This is a genomic window from Malikia sp. (genome assembly GCF_028687635.1).
Classification (GTDB): Bacteria; Pseudomonadota; Gammaproteobacteria; order Burkholderiales; family Burkholderiaceae_C; genus Malikia.
Window position 1 is genome coordinate 68,725 of record NZ_JAQTZS010000012.1, and the last position, 18,542, is coordinate 87,266.

The 18,542-nt window shown below is 64.5% G+C and carries 16 protein-coding genes and 2 pseudogenes; 9 read left to right on the plus strand and 9 right to left on the minus strand.

Annotation, left to right across the window (positions count from 1 at the left end; translation table 11 throughout):
• Positions 1–58: 58 nt before the first annotated feature.
• Positions 59–421 (minus strand): DMT family protein, encoded by a 363-nt coding sequence (locus tag PHR85_RS09285; RefSeq protein WP_300053401.1) that lies wholly within the window; start codon positions 419–421, stop codon positions 59–61.
• On the minus strand, positions 418–963 hold the full coding sequence (gene msrA, locus PHR85_RS09290; RefSeq protein WP_300053404.1) for a peptide-methionine (S)-S-oxide reductase MsrA: 546 nt from the start codon (positions 961–963) through the stop codon (positions 418–420). The genes PHR85_RS09285 and msrA overlap by 4 nt, the downstream gene beginning before the upstream one ends.
• Before the next feature lie 161 nt (positions 964–1,124).
• On the opposite strand from msrA, the gene PHR85_RS09295 reads away from it, so the two are divergent.
• From PHR85_RS09295 to PHR85_RS09315, 5 genes are all read left to right on the plus strand, one after another.
• Entirely contained in the window at positions 1,125–2,276 is a 1,152-nt protein-coding gene (locus tag PHR85_RS09295; protein ID WP_300053407.1) for an efflux RND transporter periplasmic adaptor subunit, read from the plus strand.
• Between the two features lie 15 nt (positions 2,277–2,291).
• Entirely contained in the window at positions 2,292–5,471 is a 3,180-nt protein-coding gene (locus PHR85_RS09300) for an efflux RND transporter permease subunit (RefSeq protein WP_300053410.1), read from the plus strand.
• A gap of 57 nt (positions 5,472–5,528) precedes the next feature.
• Positions 5,529–6,209 carry a protein-L-isoaspartate O-methyltransferase gene (locus tag PHR85_RS09305; RefSeq protein WP_300053415.1) on the plus strand — a complete coding sequence of 227 codons (681 nt, stop codon included), beginning with the start codon at positions 5,529–5,531 and terminating at the stop codon, positions 6,207–6,209.
• A 9-nt stretch (positions 6,210–6,218) separates the two neighbouring features.
• Complete coding sequence (locus PHR85_RS09310; protein WP_300053418.1) at positions 6,219–6,569, plus strand: rhodanese-like domain-containing protein; 351 nt, start codon at positions 6,219–6,221, stop codon at positions 6,567–6,569.
• A 134-nt stretch (positions 6,570–6,703) separates the two neighbouring features.
• A complete protein-coding gene (locus PHR85_RS09315; protein ID WP_300053442.1) occupies positions 6,704–8,005 on the plus strand; it encodes a TolC family outer membrane protein in 1,302 nt (433 codons plus the stop codon).
• Between the two features lie 15 nt (positions 8,006–8,020).
• Here PHR85_RS09315 and PHR85_RS09320 read toward each other — a convergent pair whose 3' ends face one another.
• The 5 genes from PHR85_RS09320 to PHR85_RS09340 all read right to left on the minus strand — a co-directional run bounded on the left by PHR85_RS09320 (position 8,021) and on the right by PHR85_RS09340 (position 14,625).
• Positions 8,021–9,841, minus strand: a complete 1,821-nt coding sequence (locus PHR85_RS09320) for a glycosyltransferase family 2 protein (protein ID WP_300053420.1) — start codon at positions 9,839–9,841, stop codon at positions 8,021–8,023.
• Positions 9,842–10,014: 173 nt separating this feature from the next.
• Positions 10,015–10,761, minus strand: a complete 747-nt coding sequence (locus tag PHR85_RS09325; protein WP_300053423.1) for a DUF5672 family protein — start codon at positions 10,759–10,761, stop codon at positions 10,015–10,017.
• Between the two features lie 89 nt (positions 10,762–10,850).
• Positions 10,851–11,834, minus strand: a complete 984-nt coding sequence (rfaD, locus tag PHR85_RS09330; protein ID WP_300053426.1) for an ADP-glyceromanno-heptose 6-epimerase — start codon at positions 11,832–11,834, stop codon at positions 10,851–10,853.
• A 20-nt stretch (positions 11,835–11,854) separates the two neighbouring features.
• The gene (gene msbA, locus PHR85_RS09335) at positions 11,855–13,594 is read right to left on the minus strand and encodes a lipid A export permease/ATP-binding protein MsbA (protein ID WP_300053429.1); all 1,740 of its coding nucleotides are present in this window, start codon (positions 13,592–13,594) and stop codon (positions 11,855–11,857) included.
• Positions 13,595–13,599: 5 nt separating this feature from the next.
• Complete coding sequence (locus PHR85_RS09340) at positions 13,600–14,625, minus strand: glycosyltransferase family 9 protein (protein ID WP_300053432.1); 1,026 nt, start codon at positions 14,623–14,625, stop codon at positions 13,600–13,602.
• A 136-nt stretch (positions 14,626–14,761) separates the two neighbouring features.
• On the opposite strand from PHR85_RS09340, the gene gmhA reads away from it, so the two are divergent.
• From gmhA to gmhB, 4 genes and pseudogenes are all read left to right on the plus strand, one after another.
• Positions 14,762–15,331, plus strand: coding sequence for a D-sedoheptulose 7-phosphate isomerase (gene gmhA, locus PHR85_RS09345; protein WP_300053435.1), 570 nt, complete (start codon positions 14,762–14,764; stop codon positions 15,329–15,331).
• A 45-nt stretch (positions 15,332–15,376) separates the two neighbouring features.
• Positions 15,377–16,318 (plus strand): D-glycero-beta-D-manno-heptose-7-phosphate kinase, encoded by a 942-nt coding sequence (gene rfaE1 / locus PHR85_RS09350; RefSeq protein WP_300053437.1) that lies wholly within the window; start codon positions 15,377–15,379, stop codon positions 16,316–16,318.
• Positions 16,315–16,785: pseudogene (gene rfaE2 / locus PHR85_RS09355) on the plus strand (D-glycero-beta-D-manno-heptose 1-phosphate adenylyltransferase); the annotation flags it as partial. The gene rfaE1 and the pseudogene rfaE2, both read left to right, overlap by 4 nt.
• A gap of 33 nt (positions 16,786–16,818) precedes the next feature.
• Positions 16,819–17,355, plus strand: a pseudogene (gene gmhB / locus PHR85_RS09360) (D-glycero-beta-D-manno-heptose 1,7-bisphosphate 7-phosphatase); the annotation flags it as partial.
• 145 nt (positions 17,356–17,500) lie between these two features.
• Here gmhB and PHR85_RS15225 read toward each other — a convergent pair.
• The gene (locus tag PHR85_RS15225; RefSeq protein WP_367278723.1) at positions 17,501–17,770 is read right to left on the minus strand and encodes a glycosyltransferase family 25 protein; all 270 of its coding nucleotides are present in this window, start codon (positions 17,768–17,770) and stop codon (positions 17,501–17,503) included.
• A 26-nt stretch (positions 17,771–17,796) separates the two neighbouring features.
• A partial coding sequence (locus tag PHR85_RS09365; protein ID WP_300053440.1) for a transposase occupies positions 17,797–18,542 on the minus strand: 746 nt, incomplete at its 5' end.

The window sequence follows — 18,542 nt, forward strand, 5'->3', positions numbered from 1 at the left end:
GAGACACCGACTGACCACCCGGCCAGCGAAACGTTGCAAAGCCGCCGATTATAGCCGCTCAGCCCGAGCGAAACATGAAATAGACCGCGCCGACCATGCACAGCCCGGCCCAGAGGTAGTCCCACTTGAGCGGCTGGTCCAGGTAGACGACCGCGAAGGGCGCGAAGACACCGAGCGTGATCACCTCCTGGAGGATCTTGAGCTGGGCGACGCTGAACTCAGTGTGGCCGATGCGGTTGGCCGGCACCTGCAGCAGATACTCGAACAACGCGATGCCCCAGCTCACGAAGGCGGCGACATACCAGGCCGAATTCGCCTGGCTGCGCAGATGGCCGTACCAAGCAAAGGTCATGAAGCAGTTGGACGCGATCAGCAGACCCACGGTCTGGACCGGAACGGGGAGTTGTTGCAGCCAGTTCATGCGTCAGTCCGCACCCAGTCGGCGAAGGCGCGCTGCAGCTTGGCCACCTTGGGTGCAGCGACCGCCTGGCAATAGCCCTGGTAGGGATTGCGTTCGAAGAAGTCCTGGTGATAGGCCTCGGCCGGCCAGTAATCCGCCAGCGGCTTGACCTCGGTCACGATCGGGCGCCCGAAGGCTGGCTCGCGCTCGAGTTCGGCGATGAAGGCGCGCACCTGTGCTTGCTGCTCGGGGCTGGTGCAATAGACACCGCTGCGGTACTGGCTGCCGACATCGTGGCCCTGGCGATTGAGCTGGGTCGGGTCATGGATGGCAAAGAAGATCGCCAGGATCTGCTGCAGCGGGATCACCTCTGGATCGAAATCAAGCTTGACCACCTCGACGCAGCCGGTCTCGCCGCTGCAGACCTGCTCGTAGCTCGGGCGCTCGGCCTGGCCGTTGCAGTAGCCGGACTCGACATCGAGCACGCCCTTGACGCGCACGAACACGGCCTCGGTGCACCAAAAACAACCTCCACCGAGGACCAGGGTGGCGAGCGACGGCATGAGCGGAATCCTTCACGGTTCGGGGTCGATGGGCCAAGTGACTGCAATATATATTACACACAACAGGCGTTTATCATTTTGCCCGTTATCATCACTGATATTCCAAATTGTTTGATGCTGGAGCACCCGCCTGCGCGCCAGCCCCTATTAGAAAAATCAAGATGAAATCCTGGAAACACTGGGCCTTGCCGGCCCTGGTCATCGTCGCGCTCGCGCTCGGCCTGGCCCGTGCCTTGGGCAAGCGCGAGCAGCAGCAGGAAGCCGCCCGCCTGGTGGCCGCCAGCTCGCGGACGATCGCCGAGCTCACGCTGTCCGAGCGCGATCTGTTCCAGGCCGAGGCGGTCGAGCTGCAACGCAGCCTGCCGTTCACCGGCACGCTCAAGGCGGTGCGATCGGCCACGGTCAAGGCACGCGTCGCCGGCGAGCTGCGCGGCCTATCGGTGCGCGAGGGTGACTACGTGCGCGTCGGCCAGCTGCTGGCGCGCGTGGACGCGACCGAATCCGTGGCGCGGGTGCAGCAGGCCGAGCAGCAGGCGCTGGCCAGCCAGGCCCAGTTGTCGATCGCGCAGCGCCAGCAAGACAACAACCAGGCACTGGTGCGGCAAGGCTTCATCTCGCCGACGGCGGCACAGAACTCGGCCGCCAGCCTCGACGCGGCGCGCGCCAACCTGAAGGCGGCCCAGGCCGCGCTCGACATCGCGCGCAAGACCCTGGCCGACACCGAGCTGCGCGCGCCGATCACCGGCCAGGTCGCGGCCCGGCTGGCACAGGACGGCGAGCGGGTGCCGGTCGACGCGCGCGTGCTGGAAATCGTCGATGCCAGCGCGATGGAGATCGAGGCCGCCCTGCCCCCGGCCGACGCACTGGAACTGCGCGTCGGACAGCAGGCCGACTGGTCGATCGAGGGCATGGCACAGCCGGCGCGTGCCCGCGTCGCGCGCATCGCTCCGAGCGTGCAGGCCGGCAGCCGCAGCGTGCTGGCCTACCTGAGCCTGCCCGCGCAGGAGGGACTGCGCCAGGGCCTGTTCGTGCAGGGCCGCATCGGCCTGGGCAGCGTGCAGGCGGTCGCCGTGCCGCTGTCGGCGCTGCGCAACGACAAGCCCCGGCCCTACCTGCAGCTGCTGCGCGACGGCAAGATCGCGCACCTGAGCGTCCTGCCGGGTGCTCAAGGCCGCGTGGCTGACGAGGACAGGGTCGCGATCGAGGGCCTGGCGCCCGGCACGGTCGTGCTGCGCGCCAGCACCGGCGCGATCGCCGAAGGCACCCCCGCGCGGGCCGCGCCCAAGCCGCCGACCGCGGCAGCACCACGCTGAGCGGGAGGCGGTCTCATGTGGTTCACCCGTGTCTCGCTGCGCAACCCGGTCTTCGCGACCATGCTCATGCTGGCCTTCGTGGTACTGGGCGCCTTCTCGCTCCAGCGGCTGCAGGTCGACCAGTTTCCCAAGGTCGACTTTCCCACGGTCGTGGTCGCGACCAGCTACCCGGGCGCGGCGCCCGAGATCGTCGAATCCGAGGTCACGCGCAAGATCGAGGAAGGCGTCAACACCATCGCCGGCATCAACGCGCTGACCTCGCGCAGCTACGAGAACCAGTCGGTCGTCATCATAGAGTTTCAGCTCCACATCGACGGGCGCAAGGCGGCCGAGGACGTGCGCGAGAAAATCGCGGCGCTGCGCGCCAGCCTGCGCGACGAGGTCGAGGAGCCCAGGGTGCAGCGCTTCGACCCGTCGAGCCGGCCGGTCTGGTCGGTCGCCATCCTGCCCGACGACTCGCGAGGACCGGCGCCGAACGCGGTCGAGCTCACCCACTGGGCCGAGCTGGTGTTCAAGAAGCGGCTCGAGAACGTGCGCGGCGTCGGCGCCGTCACCCTGGCCGGCGCCAGCCGCCGCACGGTCAAGGTGGAACTGCAGCCGGCCGCGCTGGAGGCCTTCGGCGTCACGCCCGAGCAGATCGTCGCCACGCTCAAGCAGGAGAACCAGGACCTGCCGGTCGGCGCGCTGCGCACGCTCGAGCGCGAGCGCATGGTGCAGATCGAGACCCGCGCCACCAGGCCGCAGCAACTCGAACGCCTGGTCGTGACCCGCCACAACGGCCAGCCGGTGCGGCTCGGCCAGGTCGCGCGCGTGGTCGATGGCGCGCAGGAGGTCGAGAGCCTGGCGCTCTACAACGGCCAGCGCACGCTGCTGCTGCAGGTACAGAAGGCGCAGGACGAGAACACCCTGGCCGTGATCGACGGCCTCACGGGCGTGCTGGCCGAGATCGGCACGGAAGTCCCGGCCGGCATCAGGCTGGAGCCGATCGGCGACACCGGCCGGCCGATCCGGGTCGCGGTCGACAACGTCAGCCGCACCCTGGTCGAGGGCGCGCTGCTGACGGTGCTGATCGTGTTCCTGTTCCTGAACTCCTGGCGCTCGACCGTCATCACCGGGCTGACGCTGCCGATCGCCCTGATCGGCACCTTCCTGTTCATGGACCTGTTCGGCTTCACGATCAACATGATCACGCTGATGGCGCTCTCCTTGTGCGTGGGCCTGCTGATCGACGACGCGATCGTGGTGCGCGAGAACATCGTGCGCCATGTGCAGATGGGCAAGACGCCCTACCAGGCCGCGCTCGACGGCACGCAGGAGATCGGCCTGGCGGTGTTCGCCACCACGCTGTCGATCGTCGCGGTGTTCCTGCCGATCGGCTTCATGCAGGGCATCATCGGCAAGTTCTTCCACGAGTTCGGCGTCACCATCGTGGCGGCGGTGCTGATCTCGATGTTCGTCAGCTTCACGCTCGACCCCATGCTGTCGAGCATCTGGCACGACCCCGAGATCGAACACCATGGCCGCGCCCACCAGCCGAGGACGCTCTACGACAAGACCATCGGCCGGCTCACGCAGGCGATCGACCAGGGGCAGGAGCGGCTGACCCTGGCCTACCAGTCCATCCTGAGCTGGTCGCTGGCGCGCAAGAAAACCACGCTGGCCATCGCGGCCAGCACGCTGGTCGCCGCCGTGCTGCTGGTGCCGATGCTGGGCAGCGAGTTCGTGCCGAAGGCCGACTACTCCGAAACCAACGTCGCCTTCCAGACCCCGGTCGGCAGCTCGCTCGAAACCACCGAGGCCAAGGCGCGCGAGGTCGAGGCGATCGTGCGCGAGTTCCCCGAGGTGCGTTACACGCTGACCACGATCAACAGCGGCAGCGCGCAGGGCAAGACCTACGCCAGCCTCTACATCCGCCTGGTCGAGCGCGACCAGCGCAGCCGCAATGTCGACGAGATGTCGGCCCTGCTGCGCGAGCGGCTGCGCTCGGTCGGCGGCATCACGGTCACGCAGGCCGGCCTGCTGGACCCGGTCGGCGGCCAGAAGCAGATCGAGTTCTCGCTCCAGGGCGCCGACCTGCGCCAGCTCGAACGGCTGGGCCAGCAGGCGATGGACCGCATCCGCACCATTCCCGGCCTGGTCGACCTCGACAGCAGCGCCAAGGCGCACAAGCCCACGATCTCGATCACGCTCAAGCGCGATGCCGCCTCCGACCTCGGCGTGAGCACGGCGCAGCTGGCAGCCAGCCTGCGCACCCTGGTCGCGGGCCAGACCGCGGGCAACTGGCGCGCGCCCGACGACGAGACCTACGACATCGAGGTCCGGCTGCCGCTGGAAGGCCGCAGCACGCCGGAACAGCTGCGCCAGCTGCCGCTGGTGGTCGGCGGCAACGCCGACGGCTCGACACGCGTGGTCAAGCTGGAACAGGTCGCCGACGTGAGCGAATCGACCGGCGCCAGCCAGATCAACCGCCGCTCGCTCACGCGCGAGGTCGCCATCACGGGCAACGCCTACGCGCGCTCGGTCGGCGAGATCTCGACCGACATCCGCAAGGAACTCGATGCGATGCAACTGCCGCCCGGCTACCGCTACAGCTTCGGCGGCTCGACCAAGAACATGGCCGAGTCCTTCGGCTACGCGGTCTCGGCGCTGGCGCTGGCCATCATCTTCATCTACATGATCCTGGCCAGCCAGTTCAAGAGCTTCCTGCAGCCGCTGGCGCTGATGAGCTCGCTGCCGCTGACGCTGATCGGCGTGGTGCTGGCGCTGCTGCTGTTCGGCTCCAGCCTGTCGATGTTCTCCATCATCGGCATCGTGATGCTGATGGGCCTGGTCACCAAGAACGCCATCCTGCTGATCGACTTCGCGATCCGCGCCCGCGAGGGCACGCCCGACCACCCGGCCATGGGCCGCGAGGAGGCCCTGCTGCTGGCCGCGCGGGTGCGGTTGCGCCCGATCCTGATGACCACGCTGGCGATGGTGTTCGGCATGGTGCCGCTGGCCTTCGCGATCAGCGCGGGCTCGGAACAGCGCGCCCCGATGGGCCAGGCCGTGATCGGCGGCGTGCTGACCTCCTCGCTGCTGACGCTGGTCGTGGTGCCCGTGATCTACTGCTACATGGACGACCTCGGCGCCTGGATCAAGCGCAAGCTGCTCGGCCCCAAGGCCACACCCAGCGCGGGGGGTCCGGGGACTTGAGGGCCACCTTCAGTAAAATGGACCAGAATCGGCAAACATACCCACCGGAGTATATACATGAGCACTGAAATCGCCTTCGACTTCGACAAGGCCCGCTTCAACATGATCGAGCAGCAGATCCGCCCCTGGAACGTGCTGGACGCCAAGGTGCTGGCCTTGCTGGGCGAGGTCAAGCGCGAGGATTTCGTGCCCGAGGCCTACCAGGAGGTCGCGCTGGCCGACCTAGAGGTCCCGCTGGGCCAGGGCCAGTGCATGCTGGCGCCCAAGGTCGAGGCGCGCGCGCTGCAGGACCTCGCGCTGCAGCCGGGCGACAACGCGCTCGAAATCGGCACCGGCTCGGGCTACATGGCGGCCCTGATGGCCAAGCAATGCGCGCGCGTCGTCAGCATCGAGATCAACCCGGCGCTGGCCCAGCGGGCGCGCGCCAACCTGGAGGCCGCTGGCGTGAACAACGTCGAGGTCCGCACCGCTGACGCGGCGGCCGACAACTTCGCGGCCTGCAGCGCCGGCGCGCCCTTCGACGCCATCTTGCTGAGCGGCTCGGTCGCCGAGCTGCCCGAGGACTTGCTGACCCTGCTCAAGCCGGGCGGGCGCCTGTTCGCCATCGTCGGCCAGGAACCGGCCATGCGCGCCACGCTGGTGCGCGCCGTCGCCGACGGTCAGCACAGCGAACAGAACTGGGACATCCGCGCGCCGCGCCTGCAGAACTTCCCCGCTGCCAGCCAGTTCAAGTTCTGAGCGCCAGCCGTGATCAAGGCCATACGCCCCGCGCAGCTCAAGGACTGGATCGCCGCCCGCCAGGCGGAGGACTCGGACTGCCGCCCCCTGGTGCTCGACGTGCGCGAGCCCTGGGAACTGCAGACCGCCAGCATCCGGGCCGACGGCTTCGAACTGGTCGCCATGCCGATGGCCAGCATTCCGGCAAGACTCAACGAACTGCCGCGCGAGCGGCCGATCGCCTGCCTCTGCCACCATGGCGGACGCAGCGCCCAAGTCTGCCATTTCCTGCACAGCCAGGGCTACGACGAGGTGGTCAACCTGCACGGCGGCATCCATGCCTGGTCGCAGGAAGTCGACCCGTCGGTGCCACGGTACTGAGCTCCCCTAGCCCCCATCACCCAAGCGCCATGCCCCAAGCTCCAGCCAGCACGCTCACCGGCCCGCAAGGCCTGTCTCAGCCCAGCAGTACCCGAACGGTGGTCGCGCGCGCGGCGCGACTGGCTGGCATCGCCATGCTGGTGGGGGCCTGTGCCATGACGGCGCAGGCGCAGAGCCTGGTCGAACTCTACGATTCGGCGCGTGGCCACGACGCCGGCTACCAGTCGGCCCGCGCGCAGTACGAGGCCAACCTGGCCAAGGCCGCGCAGGCGCGCGCCGGCCTGCTGCCGACCGCCAGCCTCACGGCGACGGCTTCGCGCGCACAACTCAACACCACGAGCGCGCCCGAGTCGGCGACGAACCCGAGGGAATACGGCAGCCAGACGGCTGGCCTCAACGTCGCGCAGCCGCTCTACCGGCCGGCCAACCTGGCCAGCTACCGCCAGGGCGAGCAGCAACTGCTGCTGGCCGAGGAACAGTTCAAGGCCGCCGAGCAGGACCTGATCGTTCGCGTCGCGCAGGGCTATTTCGACATGCTCGGCGCGCAGGACAACCTGAACTTCGTGCGGGCGCAGAAGACCGCCGTGGCCGAACAGCTCGCGTCGGCCAAGCGCAACTTCGAGGTCGGCACCGCCACCATCACCGACACGCGCGAGGCACAGGCCAGATTCGATCTGGTCATCGCCCAGGAAATCGCCGCCGAGAACGACCTGCGCGTCAAGCAGCTCGCGCTCGACAACCTGAGCGGCAGGACCGGCACGGCCCCCTGGTCGCTGAAGGCCGGCAGCGCACTGCCCGAAGCGGCCCAGCCAGGCATCGAGCAATGGGTGGCCAGCGCCGAAGCCGAGAACCCGGCCGTGCGACAGGCCAGGATCGCGCTCGAGTTGGCCAAGCTCGAAGTCGACAAGGCCAAGGCCGGCCAGAAACCCACGCTGGACGCCGTCGCCGGCATCAACCGCACGCTCAACGCCGGCGGCAGCAATTCGAGCGCGGCGACCAGCCATGTCAACGGGGCGAGCATTGGGGTGAACTTCAGCCTGCCGCTGTTCGCCGGCTTCGCGCTGCAGAACCGTGTCAAGGAAACGCTGGCACTCGAAGACAAGGCGCGCGCCGACCTCGAGAACGCGAGCCGCAGCGTGGCCCAGGCGACCCGCGTGGCCTACCTAGGCGTGGTCTCGGGCCAGGGACAGGTGAAAGCCTACGAGGCCGCCGAGGCCTCCAGCCAGAGCTTGCTGGAGGCGAGCCAGCTCGGCTACCAGGTCGGCGTGCGCGTCAACCTCGACGTGCTCAACGCGCAAAGCCAGCTCTTTGATACCAAGGCCAGGCTGGCCAAGGCGCGCTATGACCTGCTGGTGGGCGGGCTGAGGTTGCGGCAGGCGGGGGGGGCACTGCGGGAAGAGAATCTCAAGCCGGTCAATGCGGTGCTGACTCCCTAAAAGATGTGAAGCCGCTCATTGAACGCCTGAATCATGCATCGTGCTCAACCAAGCGTTGAGCTCAATACGGGGTCGTGTGGCAACGGCATAATTCTCTTCGGCCAAGGTCAGGTTTGGGTTATAGGCCCGGTCACATGACAACCAATTCTTCCATCGCTGCTGCATATAGCGGACTTCACCGCTGAAGCGTGACTTTTTTTCAGGGGTATCTTCCCGGCCACGCGACACCGATTCGTGATGCACGAGTTCGACATACGGGTTGTAAACGATCCGGTGGCCTGCCTCACGGAGGCGCAGACAAAAATCGACATCATTGAAAGCCACCGCCAAGTGGGTTTCATCAAGACCACCCAACTCCTCGTAGACACGCCGTGGCGTCAGCAGACAGGCAGCCGTCACGGCGGTCAGTTCTTGCATCAGCTTGGAACGTGCCATGTAATGAGGATTGTCTCGTGTCTGGTCCTTGAAGGGATGACCAGCCACGCCGCCGATGCCGACGATCACGCCAGCATGCTGGATCGTACCGTCGGGGTAATACAGGCGCGCGCCCACGGCACCGATACCTGGCTGTACCCCGACCGAAATCATTTCGGTCAGCCAATCGGCATCTAATACCTCGACGTCGTTGTTCATCAGGCAGAGATAGTCGCCGGTTGCATGAGACACCGCCCGATTGTTCAGCCTCGAGAAGTTGAAGGGAGAAGGGTCGCGCAACAGCGTGATGCGCGGATCGATAGCGAAGCCTTCAAGAAGCTCCAAGGCTTCGCTATCCACCGTGCCGTTATCGACGATAATCAACTCGAGGTTATCATACCGCGTTTTTTTCAACACCGATTGCACGCATTGACGCAGCAGCCCCGGACGATCACGAGTGAGCAGGATGATGCTCACGCGAGGCAGCGATTCTGGAAGACCGTAGCGCACCCGGTAAAAAGAGCCGTCTAACTCGGCAGTCGCTCGCACGCCAACACGATCCAGATGCTCTTGGATCGCTTGGCAGCCGTTGATCTGGGCATAAGGCTTACTACCCAGATTCCGGGCAGTGCTGCCCTCATGCACCCGCCAGTGATACAGCACCAGTGGAATGTGGACAATCTGATTGTCGTGCAGTTTTTCGCTACAGCGCAGCACGAGGTCATGGTCCTGAGAACCCTCGAAGCCCTGGCGGAAACCACCTATCGACTCGATCAGGCTGCGGCGAATCACCGCCAGGTGACAGATATAGTTCTGCGATCGCAGAAGGATAGCGTTCCACTGCGGCTTGAAGTGCGGATCAAACCGCTGGCCATCATCGTTGATTTTGTCTTCGTCAGAGTAGATAAGTCCGGCCTCGGGATGAATATCAATTGCCTTGGCCACGGCCGCCAGCGCGAAGTCAGCCAGCAAGTCATCTTGATCCAAGAGTGCGATGAAATCCCCGCAGGCCAGTTTCAAGGCACTGTTCGAAGCGGCCGAGATATGTCCGTTGCGTTCGCGAAAAACGAACTTAACTCTCGGATCTCGCCGCGCGAAGGCCTCGATCGCGGAGCGAACCTCGGGATCGGTTGATGCATCGTCTGCAATGCAAACCTCGACCCGTTGATAAATCTGGCCCAGCACCGATTCGATAGCAGCACTCAGGTGGCCAATGTCCGGGTTATAGGTCGGAATAACAACAGAGATCATCGGCCCACGGTTCTGCCAATGCTTCCGCAAGGCTGTGGCCTGCCCGGTCGAGAGGCTGCCGAAGTCCCTGACCCACCCCTCATAATTGGGAGAAATTTTACTGAGACGAGCTTGTTTTCGGCGTGCAAGCCTGTCCCGGTTCCACCGGGAAATAGTTTTAATAATGGTCATTTATTAGATCAATTGGAAATAAATAATTCTATCGGACGACAGGCGTTCAACTTTGTATTTGAATCCGCCAATTAATTTAAACTATTGAAGTTTTGCGAGCTTGAGGCTGATACAATTTTTTGATTGCACTAACCTTGAATAGCTTGAAGCCAGGGAAAATTCGTCTACTCAAATTATAATCCGAAAACACGAAAACGATGCGCATATGCACGCAGCAGAAGTTGGCATTGATCATATGAGCAGCCCAAGTGATGGGATCTCAGTTGCAGCAACTGAATCGCCTCGGAAGCCCTCCGATTTACCATGAGAGATTTCACCAAATTTCGCGCATGCTTGTGTTTGATGATCTCAGCGTTTGCGGAAGCCAACCATGCCGTCAAGGTTGGTTCATCAAAAATATGCGTGAAGTTGTGCATCCCATGGAAACCGAAACTTGGATGGTAGTAACCATATTCGCAGCCGAAGTCCTTGGCCATCTCTAGTGGTGCGAAGCGGATACCATGCAGTTGCTCTAATTCGGCGCGCCGCTGCACGCAGATCAACATGTCTTCGGGCTCGGTAATGTCAAGATCTTGCATAGACGCGAGGGCGTCGAGCAAGCGCCTTGAGCGTAGCGAGAAGCCGCCGTTGCCCACCATGCCAGGGTGGCCACCGTGGTACCAGGGCGGGCCGATGTAGTCCATCGACAGAAAGTCCGGCCGCCACAGTTCGGGGTGTGTGATAAACCCGTCCCACTGCACGATCAGCACATGTGAGGTGCGAACATGCGGCACTAGCTCTCGCAAAACGATGCGGTTGTAGTCCTTGATGCCTTGCAGTGGTGGTGTGTCAATCCATCGTACACCTGACGGCATGAGATGTTGTGCTTGCTCGCCCTGTGGCCCTAGGAACATCGCGTCACCGAAGCGCGCGGCGGTCAAGCAGCGCTCCATCGCGAAGCGAGCCAGAGGTACCGTACGCGTGTCCACGCAGCACAGTGTCACGTCAGGCAGGTCAAGTACTGGGGGCATCAGCGGTACGTATCAGTTTGGGTCAGATATTGATCCACGTAGTCAGTCACCCCTCGCTCAAGCGAGTGAAAGGACACATCGAACCCAACTGCTCGCAGCTTCGCCATCTGCGCCTCCGTGAAGTATTGGTAATTAGGCCGAATGCTCTCCGGCATATCCACGAACTCGATCTTCACCGGCTTGTCCAGCGCAGCACCGATGGCATTCATCAGGTCGACGAAAGAGCGCGCCTTGCCGGTGCCGAGGTTGAACAGGCCGCTGACCTGCGGATGGTCCATCAGCCACAGCATCACGGCCGTGCAGTCCTTGACATAGACGAAATCGCGCAGCTGGGCGCCGTCGGCGTAGCCCTCCCTGTGCGACTTGAACAGGCGGATGGTTTCGCCATGTGCGATCAGTTCGGTATTCTTGGCCACCAGGCTGCGCATGTCGCCCTTGTGGTATTCGTTCGGTCCGTAGACGTTGAAGAACTTCATGCCGGCCCATTGCGGCGGGCAGTTACCCTCGGCGGCACGCTCCACCGCCCATTTGTCGAACTGATGCTTGGACCAGCCGTACAGGTTGAGCGGCGCCAGCTGGTCCAGTGCGTCGGGGCGCTGGTCGTCATTGAAGCCCTGGCTGCCGTCGCCGTAGGTGGCGGCAGACGAAGCGTAGATCAGCGGCGTGCCGGTGCGGGTGCACCAGTTCCACCAGAACATGGAGGCATGCAGGTTGACGCGCAGGATCTCGTCGCCATCGGTCGAGGTGGTGGACGAATTGGCCCCCATGTGGAACACCGCATCGGCCTGGGCCGGCAGGCGCGCCAGCAGGGCGTCGAGATCACGGTAATCGACCAGGTCCAGGAAGCGTCGCTTGGCGATGTTCTTCCACTTGCCCTGTGTGCCCAGGTCGTCGACCAGCAGCAGGTCGGTGCGACCACGCGCGTTGAGGTCTGCGACGATATTGGAGCCGATGAATCCCGCTGCCCCGGTAACTATTATCATTTAATTAATCCTTTTGGAAATTATATCGATAAATTTGCCGATTGAATCCGCACCATGCCAGCATAAGCACCGTTCTTGGCCATCAGCGCTTCATGGCTGCCTTGCTCGATGATGCGTCCCTCGGACATGACACAGATGAGGTCGGCGTTGCGGATCGTGCTCAGGCGGTGCGCGATCAGGATCAGGGTCTTGGCGTGGCGCAGATCCTCGATCGAGCGCTGCACCACGGCTTCGGATTCGGAGTCGAGCGCCGAGGTGGCTTCGTCGAAGATCCAGATCGCGGCATCGCGGTACAGCGCGCGTGCAATGGCCAGCCGTTGGCGCTGGCCACCCGACAGCATGCTGCCGTTGGTGCCGACCAGAGCGTCCATGCCTTCGGGCAACTTGCTGACATGGTTCCAGAGGTTGGCGGCGCGCAGGCATTGCTCGATCTTGGCCCGGTCCACGCCCAGCGGACTGGCGTAGGCCACGTTCTGCGCGATGCTGCCATCGAACAGCACGATGTCCTGCGACACCACGGCGAAGTGCCGCCGCAGGCTGGCGAGCTTGAGCGATTCGATCGGCTGGCCATCGAGCAGCACCTCGCCGCTGTTGACATGGGCAAAGCGCAGCAGGGTATTGACCACCGTGGTCTTGCCGGCCCCCGATGAACCGACCAAGGCCACGGTCTGTCCGGGCGCGATGTGCAAGTCCAGGCCATCGAGCGAAGGCGTGGCTGCCTCCTCGTATTGCACCTTGACCTGGTTGAAGTCGATACGCCCTTGGCAATGAGGCAGGTCCTGCGTGCCATGGTCGGGCTCCTGCGGCGCATCCATCAAGGAAAAAGCGCCACGCGCAGTAATCAATGCGCCAGTGATCGGCTGGTAGACATCGGTCAGGTGGCGCATGGGTGAGATCGTCATCAGCAAGGCCGTGACGAAGGACACGAACTCACCCACCGTGGCCGAACCCTGGCTGGCCTGCCACAGCGCCAGCGTGATGATGATGGACACACCAATAGCCGCCACCACCTGGGTGGCGGGCGTCACCAGCGAACTGGTGGCGACCTGCTTCAAGGTCATGCGGCGGAACTGGGCCGCCTCGGCATCGAAGCGCTTGAGCTCGAAATCAGCCGCGTCGAAAGTGCGCACGACACGCCAGGCCCGCGCATTGTCGTCCACCGTATTGACCAGCCGCTGCTGCGAGCGGTACTGGGCCTCGCCGACCTTGCCCAGCCGCTTTTGCACCAGCTTGATCGTTATGCCAAGCAGAGGCATCGAAATGAAGGACAGCAGCGTGAGCTGCCAGTTGAGATAGAGCAGATAGCCGACCAGGAACAGCAAGGTGGTTGCGTCCTTGACAAAGGTGATCAGCGAATTGCCGATCACCTGCGAGGCGGACTGCGGGTCGCTGATGACCTTGGTCACCGCCAGGCCCGGGCTGACTTGGGTGAACAATTTGGCGTCGGCGCGCAGCAGGGCGCGCATGAGGTCGCGACGCAAATCGAGCACCATGGCCGAGGTAGCCGATGTCATGACATAGGTACCCGAGAAGTTGAACACCCCGCGCACCAGGAACAACCCAATGATGATGACCGGTACCGACCAAAGCGGAAACTTCAGCCCTTCCTGGAAACCCGAATCGATCAGCTTCTTGAACAGCGCCGGGATGACTGGCTCGACCGCCGAACTAAGCAGGAAAAACACCAGCGATGCCCCGAGCATTCGCCACTGCCGCTTGGCATAGACCACCAGGCGCTTGCCGGTGTCCTTCAGTTCCATCTGCTTCATGCTACGGCGACCGATGTTGGCGGCATGATCAGGTTCAGCACCTGATCGACCGAAATATCGGACAAGCTGGCGGCCCGGACGTTGTACATGCGCGCGGGATCCTGGTCGAGCGTGCCGCGAGCGCCGATCAGGACATAGCTGGGACGACCGACTGCAGCGGCCACGTTGATCATGCCGGTGTCGTTGCCGACGCAGACATCCGCCACCCTGAGCGCCGCGGCACTGCCCAGCACAGGCGCATCGGTGATGATGGCAAAGGCATGGCGCGCAGCCTGCGGGACCAAGGCCTCGATGTCCTTGGCCAGCTGCACTTCGGCTGGGCCGCCAACCAGCACGACACCGGCGCCGCGTTCGATCAGGCGCTGTGCCAGTTCGGCATACCGCTTGACGCCCCACTGCTTGTGGGTTTCGCTGGTGCCAATGGCAAAGGCATGGAGCGGTCTGGGCAGATGCGCCAGTCGCTGCTGCATCTGCAGCAGCAGATCGGCTGGTGGCTCCAGGCTCGGCACGATGGGCTGCTGGCAAAATCCATGAGCGACCATGAAGGCGCTGGCCTCGGGGTAGACGGCCAGTGAAGACCCCTGATAGGCTGGGATGTACGGGCCTTGGCTGAGGCACAGGCGTTGCAGCGGCTTGTAGCCGAAGCCGATGCGGATCGGGATGCCGCTCATGGCGGCAATCAGACCTCGGCTGATACGGCCCGAGAGCAGCACGATGCGATCGAAACGCCCCTGCTTGAGTTGCCGGGCCATGCGCCACATGCCCAACAGACCGGCGTGACGCCCCTTGCGCTTTTCACCGCGACGTGGGCGGTGGTCGTGGTCGATCACGGCCTCGACCCAGGGCTCCTTGCCGATGAAGGCACGCGTCAGCGTGGAGGGCTGCGCCACGACCGTGACCTGGCCACCCTGGCTCTGCTCGGCAATCGCCTTGAAGTACTGGATGTGCCAGATCAGGTCGCCAATGCCGGTGTACTGCAGCAGGACCACGGTACGCGGACGCTTGTCGTTGGTGGGGAGCATGGATAAGCAGGAGGAGAAAGAGGTCAACATTTTGCCTGACGCCACCTGCAAGCCATGAGTCGGATACGGGGCACAAGACGGAAGTCGGCTGTGATTTACCCTGACAATAGGAAGATTGCATGTCTGGCACCCCGTCATGAATTCCCTTTTTTTGCACAATCTGGCCGAGCAGGTCGCCCTGCTCCAGTCCTTGCAAGCTCTTGATACTGCGGTCAATCAAGCTGCCGCGCTCGCCACGCAAGCCCTGCATTCGGGCGGCAAGCTGCTGTTCTGCGGCAATGGTGGCTCGGCGGCCGACAGCCAGCATCTGGCGGCCGAACTGACTGGTCGCTTCATCAAGGACCGCAAGCCGCTGGCGGCGCTCGCGCTGTCCACCGACACCTCGGCGCTGACCTGCATCGCCAACGACTACTCGTTCGACGAGGTGTTCGCGCGCCAGGTGCTGGGCCTGGGTCGCGCCGGCGATGTGCTGGTGGGCATTTCGACCTCGGGCAACTCGCGCAACGTGATCCGCGCCGTCGAGGAGGCCAAGGCCCTGGGCATGTCGGTGATCGGTCTGCTGGGTCGCGACGGCGGCGCCTTGCGCGAGCTGTGCGATGTGCCCATCGTCGTGCCGAGCCCGGCCACGGCGCGCATCCAGGAGGCGCATATCCTGATCGGACACACCCTGTGCGGGCTGATCGAGCAGCAGCTCGGCCTGGTCTGACCTCGGTCTGCGCCCCGCAGGCCACGCTTTGAACGGTTTTCCCTTATGACACTGTATTCACCACCCGGCCGGCCCCTCGTGGCGGCTCGCCGCGTCCTGGTCGTTGGCGACGTGATGCTGGACCGCTACTGGTTCGGCACCGTCGAGCGCATCTCGCCCGAAGCCCCGGTTCCCGTGCTGCATGTGCAGCGCGAGGAAGAACGCATGGGTGGCGCCGCCAACGTGGCGCTCAACGTCAAGACCCTGGGCGGCCAGGTGACGCTGCTGAGCATGGTGGGCCAGGATGAACCCGCGCAGCGCCTGCAGGCGCTGCTGCACCAGCAAGGCATCGCCACCGTGCTGGGCCAGGATCCGAGCCTGCAGACCATCGTCAAGCTGCGCCTGATCGGGCGCGCCCAGCAGCTGCTGCGCGTGGACTTCGAGCAGGAGCCCGACCACGAGGTGCTGTCCCAGATGCTGACCGATTTCGCGCGCGAACTGCCCCGGCATGACGTGGTGCTGTTCTCGGACTATGGCAAGGGGGGCCTGGCGCATATTCCGCGCATGATCGAACTGGCGCGTGCCGCCGGCAAGCCGGTGCTGGTCGACCCCAAGGGCAGCGACTACGCGCGCTACGCCGGTGCCAGCGTGATCACGCCCAACCGCGCCGAGCTGATGCAGGTGGTGGGCAGCTGGCAGGACGAGGCCGAACTGGAACGCAAGGCGCAGAGCCTGCGCGAGCGCCTGGGCCTGCGGGCGCTGCTGCTGACGCGGTCCGAGGAAGGCATGTCGCTGTTCGAGGCCGACCGGGTATCCCATGTCAAGGCCCAGGTGCGCGAGGTGGCCGATGTGACCGGCGCCGGCGACACCGTGATCGCGACCCTGGCATTGATGCTCTGCTGCGGCCTGCCGCTGCAGCAAGCGATGGAGCACGCCAACCGCGCCGGTGGCCTGGTGGTGGCCAAGTTCGGCACCGCGACCGTGAGCTACGAGGAGCTTTTTGCATGAGCCATCTGATGGACAAGGTCTGCCCGCGCAAGGAGCTGCCGGCACGCCTGGCGGCCTTGCCGCGTCCGCTGGTGTTCACCAACGGCGTGTTCGACGTGCTGCACCGTGGCCATGTCAGCTACCTGCACCAGGCCGCCGCGCTGGGCGGCTCGCTGATCGTGGCGGTCAATTCCGATGCATCGGCCAGGATGCTGGGCAAGGGACCGGACCGGCCGCTGAACCGGGCCGAGGACCGCGCCGCCGTGCTGGCCGGGCTGGCGTCGGTGACGCTGGTGACCTTCTTCGACGAGCGCACGCCGGTCGAGCTGATCCAGGAAATCCGGCCCGACCTCTACGTCAAGGGCGGCGACTACGACATGGAACAGCTGGAGGAAACCCGCGTCGTGCGCAGCTGGGGCGGCGACGCGCTGGCGATCCCCTTCGTCGACGGCTACTCGACCACCTCGCTGGTCAAGCGCATCCGCGCCGGCGACAGCGCTGCGGCACCGCGCAAGGCGGCCTTCCTCGACCGCGACGGCGTGATCAACCTGGACCGGGCCTATGTCAGCCGCTGGGAGGATTTCGAGTTCGTGCCAGGTGCGATCGACGCCCTGCGCCGACTGAAAAAAGCTGGCTACGCCCTGGTGGTGGTGACCAACCAGTCCGGCATCGCGCGCGGCTACTACACCGAGGCGCAATACCAGGCCCTGACCGCCGCCATGAAGCAGGCACTGCTAGACGCTGGCGCGGCGGTCGATGCGGTCTACCACTGCCCGCACCACTCCAAGGGCGAGATGGCGGAACTGGCCATCGACTGCGACTGCCGCAAGCCCGCGCCCGGCATGATCCTGCGCGCCGCGAAGGAGCTGAACCTGTCGCTGGCCAACTCGATCCTGGTCGGCGACAAGCCGTCCGACATCCAGGCCGCGCGCGCCGCTGGCGTCGGCAAGGCCTATATCGTGCAGTCGGACAACGCTGAATCGACCACGGGTCTGGCGGGAGCCGATGCGGCCTACGCCGACCTTCGAGGCTGCGTCGAGGCCATCCTGATCGCTTGAGAACTGCGGATCAGAGCAGGCGACGGCGCCCTATCCCCAATTGCTTGGCCAGCAAGAAACGCAGGTGGTAGCGCCACTTGCTCATGTAGACCTTGAGCTTGCGGCCCAGGGGATAGCGCCGGTAGTCGCTGCGACCGCCGATCGTTCAGCCGCAGGCAGGGCTTGGCATTCTTGCCCAGCCGGCTGAGTTTGACGAGATCCCAATGTTCCGGGTTTCTCCCCACAACGCCAGGGTGCTGGCCGACAGGATGGGTTCCGGGGCGAAATCGTCTTCGAGGATCAGTGCACAGTCCAAGTCGCGTTCGACGAGCAGCTGCCAGCAACGCAGGTGACTCAGGAAGCAACCCAGCTCGCCGGCCGTCAGACGCCGGAACCATTCCCCATGCGGTGCCGGATGCGGGTTGAGTCGGCTCAACCAGTCAGGTTGACATCCTCCCCTGTCTAAAGGCAGGGGATTCCTACGGCGCGGAGGGGCATGGCGCCTGACTCCGTCGCTTCGGTGGGTTCCTGTTTCTCCGAGGCGGCACGCCTGGCCCTTGCGGGCCTGGCTTGACTGACTGCCTCTCCACAGGCTGCAACGCGGTGTCCCCGCGCCAGTATGTTGATCGCGCCGACCACATCGGCGTTTTCCTCGTAACCGCATTGCACGCACGCGAATCTCGCTTGCGTGCGCCGGTTGTCCGCCGACACATGACCGCAGACGGGACAGGTCCGGCTCGTGTTCTGCGGTGGCACGGCGATCAGCAGACCCCCATTCCAGGCCAGCTTGTAGTCGAGCTGGCGGCGGAACTCGGCCCAGCCCTGGTCAAGGATGGCCTTGTTCAGTCCCGACTTGGCCCGAACCTGTTTGCCCGGCTGCTCGGCGCTGCCGGCTGCCGACCTGGACATGTTGCGCACCTGCAAATCCTCGATGCAGACCATCGCGTGGTTCTGGCTGATGGCGCTCGTGGCTTGGTGCAGGTAGTCGCGGCGGACGTTGCCGATGCGGGCATGGAGACGCTGGACTCGGGCCTTGGCTTTCTTCCAGTTCTGGCTGAATTTCACCTTGCGGCTCATGGCCCGCTGGTGGCGGCGCAAGCGCGCCTCGTGCTTCTTGAAACTGTTGAGCGGCGCCAGATGGCTGCCGTCGCTTATCGTGGCAAAGCGGGTGATTCCCACGTCGATGCCGATGGCGCTGCTGGCCTTCG

Coding starts and splice junctions, on each gene's coding strand:
- rfaE1 (WP_300053437.1), top strand. CDS start 15,377: ATGACACTGTATTCACCACCCGGCCGGCCCCTCGTGGCGGCTCGCCGC.
- PHR85_RS09315 (WP_300053442.1), top strand. CDS start 6,704: ATGCTGGTGGGGGCCTGTGCCATGACGGCGCAGGCGCAGAGCCTGGTC.
- PHR85_RS09320 (WP_300053420.1), bottom strand. CDS start 9,841: ATGACCATTATTAAAACTATTTCCCGGTGGAACCGGGACAGGCTTGCA.
- PHR85_RS09305 (WP_300053415.1), top strand. CDS start 5,529: ATGAGCACTGAAATCGCCTTCGACTTCGACAAGGCCCGCTTCAACATG.
- gmhA (WP_300053435.1), top strand. CDS start 14,762: ATGAATTCCCTTTTTTTGCACAATCTGGCCGAGCAGGTCGCCCTGCTC.
- msrA (WP_300053404.1), bottom strand. CDS start 963: ATGCCGTCGCTCGCCACCCTGGTCCTCGGTGGAGGTTGTTTTTGGTGC.
- PHR85_RS09285 (WP_300053401.1), bottom strand. CDS start 421: ATGAACTGGCTGCAACAACTCCCCGTTCCGGTCCAGACCGTGGGTCTG.
- PHR85_RS09295 (WP_300053407.1), top strand. CDS start 1,125: ATGAAATCCTGGAAACACTGGGCCTTGCCGGCCCTGGTCATCGTCGCG.
- rfaD (WP_300053426.1), bottom strand. CDS start 11,834: ATGATAATAGTTACCGGGGCAGCGGGATTCATCGGCTCCAATATCGTC.
- PHR85_RS09340 (WP_300053432.1), bottom strand. CDS start 14,625: ATGCTCCCCACCAACGACAAGCGTCCGCGTACCGTGGTCCTGCTGCAG.
- msbA (WP_300053429.1), bottom strand. CDS start 13,594: ATGGAACTGAAGGACACCGGCAAGCGCCTGGTGGTCTATGCCAAGCGG.
- PHR85_RS09300 (WP_300053410.1), top strand. CDS start 2,292: ATGTGGTTCACCCGTGTCTCGCTGCGCAACCCGGTCTTCGCGACCATG.